Annotated in this window: 5 protein-coding genes; all 5 read right to left on the minus strand. The window is 29.1% G+C overall.

Annotation, left to right across the window (positions count from 1 at the left end; genetic code table 11):
- Positions 1-130: 130 nt before the first annotated feature.
- Positions 131-553: a hypothetical protein gene (locus L1S34_RS14605; RefSeq protein WP_236364806.1), complete on the minus strand. Its 423-nt coding sequence runs from the start codon at positions 551-553 to the stop codon at positions 131-133.
- Between the two features lie 199 nt (positions 554-752).
- On the minus strand, positions 753-1,298 hold the full coding sequence (locus L1S34_RS14610; protein WP_236364808.1) for a LemA family protein: 546 nt from the start codon (positions 1,296-1,298) through the stop codon (positions 753-755).
- Positions 1,299-1,455: 157 nt separating this feature from the next.
- The gene (locus L1S34_RS14615) at positions 1,456-1,791 is read right to left on the minus strand and encodes a hypothetical protein (RefSeq protein ID WP_236364810.1); all 336 of its coding nucleotides are present in this window, start codon (positions 1,789-1,791) and stop codon (positions 1,456-1,458) included.
- A 174-nt stretch (positions 1,792-1,965) separates the two neighbouring features.
- On the minus strand, positions 1,966-2,472 hold the full coding sequence (locus L1S34_RS14620; RefSeq protein WP_236364812.1) for a YegJ family protein: 507 nt from the start codon (positions 2,470-2,472) through the stop codon (positions 1,966-1,968).
- A 148-nt stretch (positions 2,473-2,620) separates the two neighbouring features.
- On the minus strand, positions 2,621-4,105 hold a 1,485-nt coding region (locus L1S34_RS14625; RefSeq protein ID WP_236364814.1), incomplete at its 5' end, for a hypothetical protein.

Below are 4,105 nucleotides of genomic sequence, written 5' to 3' on the forward strand. Positions count from 1 at the left end.
TCCGCGCTACAAGCAGTTTGGGACTAAATTAAGCCCAATTTTCGGATTTGCCAAATCTCATAAATACAAAACCAATTTAAAATTAGGCCTTATCCCCAAATTGCTTGTAGCGTGTGTTAGCGGTAGGTGTTTATATTAAGTCCTTTCTAATTAAATTTACTTTTCCCCGATATTTATCCAATTCGTAACTACTAATTATATTACAGCTTGATTCTATTCTATCAAACGTTTCGAGGATTTTTTGGGTAAATTTCAGCAGGTTTAATTCACTTTCAACTTTATGCTTATTGTTCTCAACGAACTTAATAATGTCTTTAAAATATTCAATATTACAATTGCTTTCTAAAATGTACCATAAAGGGAATAAACTATGAACATTATTTATGTCTAGTTTATTAAGTTCTCTATTTATAAGTTCTATCAACCATTCAGCTTCTAAATCTTCAGATATTTTATAAGAATAATATTCAGTAGAAAAACCATCACGCATCATCTGGAACTTACTACTCGTATAAGTAAAGAATATTTCTTTCGCTCGTGAATAATCTTCCATTATTTATGTAATTATATTAATTCTCAATCGTTGTGTCTCCAGTCGGTTTTACACTTACCGCTAACGTTCTGGCGCTTGGCGAGGTTGGGGAAATAAAGATGCGAGATTTTTCGGTTAAACACAAATTTCCCAAATACAAAATCAACTTTCCATTAAGCCTAAAACCCCAATCTCGCCAAACGGCTGTTACCAGTAGTTGTTATTGTGGATATTCGCCCCCATTTTTAACCCAATTTTCCATTTCTTTTTTTCTTGCCATAACTTTTTCATTTTCAATTCCATATCTAATGTCAAAATACTTGTACGATTTACGGAAATTCATTCTTCGAGCAATTATAGAATTTGGAAATCGGATTCTGTAAACATTATATTCTCTAACGGCTTGGTTATAATTGTCTAAGTTGGAATTAAGCTTGTCATTTAAATTTGACTTAAAGCTATTTGATATTGCAATTTTATTTAATTTGTATTCATTCAATTCAAGTTCTTTTAGATAATCTTTAGAATCAATAATTCTCTTTGAACTTTCTGAGTAATATTTCAAACTATCATTTTCAATTTTCTGTTGAGTAAATTCTGCATTTCTTTCTTTTAAGTTCGCAACATAATTTTCCCAATTCTTTTCTACATTCTGATTTAAACTTGATAAGTTTCCACTAACATTGTTTTCCAGGAAAAGCCATCCAATTACACAAACGACAATAAATAATATTAATGTTATTAAACAGCCTTTTAGAAGTTTCATTCTCGTTTAAGATTTAGTTGTCGAACAATTACTGGTAACGTTTTGCCGCCTCATGCCGTTGCGAACTTCGGAACCGATTAGTTTCGGCTAAGATAAATAAACTTGCGAAACGTAAGCGTCAATTTAGGAGAGAATTGGCAATGGCTTGAGACGGCTGTTACCGGCTGGCTTTTCCTATTCGGTAAACTTCCAGTTTAAATTCCACAACGCTTTCAAATTCATTATTCCACACTCTAAATTCCATTTTGCCATACAAAGCTTTAATTTCTGAGAAAAAATTCGCTTTGCTAATTTCTGAAGATTCATTTCTACTAGTAACAATGTAAACAGTTTCACCGCCAAAACTTATGTTAAAGATTCTTTCGGAATCTCTTTCTGTTAAACTTTCTGGATTTAAATATTGCCATTCGCTTTCTGAATTATTTCCAGGTTTTTGCCACTGAATTGTATTCAAATATGTTTTGTCAGATTCATAAATAATTCTAGATTCCATGATGTTTCTGCGGGTTTTTTTAAGCTTGCCGGTAACGTTCCCGCGCTACACGCGCTTTGGGACTAAATTAGCGCTATTTTTCGGATAAGCCAAAACTTCCAAATACAAAACTATTTTCCCGTCAAGACAAATACCCAAATTGCTTGTAGCGTGTGTTATAAGCCGTTTTTTCTTCTACTTTATTTTCATTCCGCTTTCTACATCAAACTTTTTTCGTTCTTCTTCCGTCATTCTTTCTCTTAAAAGTCTGATTGTATATCCACCGTGTAATTCTGATTTTTTGATATACATCCAATCACTAATTTCTTTTTTTTCTATTTGTACAGTGTCGCCAAGTTTTACGCTTTTTATTTTTTCTGGCAAATTGTCAATTACGCCAATATATTTCCCTTTTTCTATTCCTTGAATATTTCCAATCCAAATATGTTCAACGTTTCCATTTTCTTCAAATTTCTTTTTCAAGCCAAAAAATGTAAAAACTCTAGTATTGTTTTTAAAAGCAAAATCAAAACTATCTAAAGTTTGTTTTGCTTTTTCGATTGCCTTATTCATTTCAACATCATCTTCTTCAACGTTATAAATTGTCGGCTCATTTTCTCTTCCTATTTTTTTGTTTGAATTACAACTTAAAATAAAAATAGAGAAAAATAGGAGTAATGTCTTGATTTGCAGATTTTTCATAAAATGGCTTATAACGTTCCGGCGCTTGGCGAGGTTGCGAACTTCGGAACTAATTATTTTCTGTTAAAGATAAAATTTCTTGCGAAATGTAAACGTGAATTTACTACAAAATTCGCAATCTTGCCAAACGCCTGTTAGCAGATGTACTTTATTTTATGTCGTTTGCTTTTAGTATTTCGTCCAATGAATCACTTCCCCAATTTTCATTCATACTTTTATTTTTCTTTCTAGTTTCAATAATTCTTTTATTAATATCTCCATTTTTAAAAGTAATTAATGTTTCGACAATTTTTAAATAGACATGAGGATTATCATCAATTAGTAATCTTCTAAATAGTGGTTCTACAAAATTTGTGTCTTTTAATTCTTGAACTTTTTTAGAATATATTTCAAATGTATGTACGTTTGTGTTTTCAATTTTATTTATGATTATATTATTTGCTAATGACTTATCATTTGTTATTACCAAATTAAGCATAGTTTCTTCTAAACTTTCATTAAATATGTTTTCATTTATAATTGGAATAAACTCGTTGTTTTTAATTTGATAATTTTCTGCTAATTCTTTTTTTGTTATTTCATAAGTTTTCGATGGATTTAAACTTAAAAGATATTTGTATCCATTTAATGTTATCAAGTTTTCTTCTTCCCAAATTTTCCACAAAAAATCATCATATATTTTCTCTTTTTCTTCAATAATTGCATCATATACAAAATCTATATGGTACTTTTTAATATCTTGATGTACAACTTTTGTAAATGGAATGCTTAATAATTCGCGAGATTTTTCATTTTTATATTTCGCAATCGCTTTATATAATTCTCTCCATTCACCACTAAAATGATCATTATCTAAAGTATTTTTCAAGTTTCTTTCTAATAATGGAATAAATTTTTGATCAGGAAAATTTTGTATAGCTTGATAAGAAAAATAATAACCGCTCTCATCTTTTTCAGAATCGTCTTTATTTTTTAAAATTAATTCAATATCCTGTTCTTTACGATATTTCGATAAAGTTACAAGTGCACTTTGATTATTAAATTTTGTATATAATTCTCTGATTTTTGGATAGAGGAATTCAGTTGGTTCAGCATTTTGGATTGCTCTATATTTTGAATCAAGATTATTTTCATTGTATGTTAATAGACTATCCAAAATAATAAATTCTGTTTCATTTAATTTTTTAGAATCCAAATCAATATAATTTGGAGTAGCTACATTAATGAAAAAATCGCCAACTTTTTCTTGACTGCCAATGCAACCAAATTGTGTGCTTATAAATTCATCATCTTTAATGTGTTCTTTTACAATCGAAAATATATCAATATCTTTTTTTAGTGATAATGCCCAAAATGAATAACACCTAACAACTCCATTTGGATGTTTTGTTAAAACTAATAATTCTTCTTTTGTTGCACTTTTTTTTAATTCTTCAAAATTATCATATTGTTTTGGTCTTATACCAGAAGAATAAACGGCTTCACCCATAAGTTCATTTATCTTTTCGATTTTTTGAACAATTTGACTTGTTTTTTTTGACAACTTAGATTTATCATGGATAATTTGTCCAAAACAATTCAGACTTAATAGGAGTAATATTTTTAGCGTAATTTTTGTCATAGTATATCTGCT

It is taken from the genome of Flavobacterium sp. K77, assembly GCF_021608205.1.
Taxonomy (GTDB): Bacteria; Bacteroidota; Bacteroidia; order Flavobacteriales; family Flavobacteriaceae; genus Flavobacterium; species Flavobacterium turcicum.

Bases quoted from the DNA above. Each gene is read 5' to 3' on its own strand.
- L1S34_RS14620 (WP_236364812.1), bottom strand. From the start codon at position 2,472: ATGAAAAATCTGCAAATCAAGACATTACTCCTATTTTTCTCTATTTTT.
- L1S34_RS14610 (WP_236364808.1), bottom strand. From the start codon at position 1,298: ATGAAACTTCTAAAAGGCTGTTTAATAACATTAATATTATTTATTGTC.
- L1S34_RS14605 (WP_236364806.1), bottom strand. From the start codon at position 553: ATGGAAGATTATTCACGAGCGAAAGAAATATTCTTTACTTATACGAGT.
- L1S34_RS14615 (WP_236364810.1), bottom strand. From the start codon at position 1,791: ATGGAATCTAGAATTATTTATGAATCTGACAAAACATATTTGAATACA.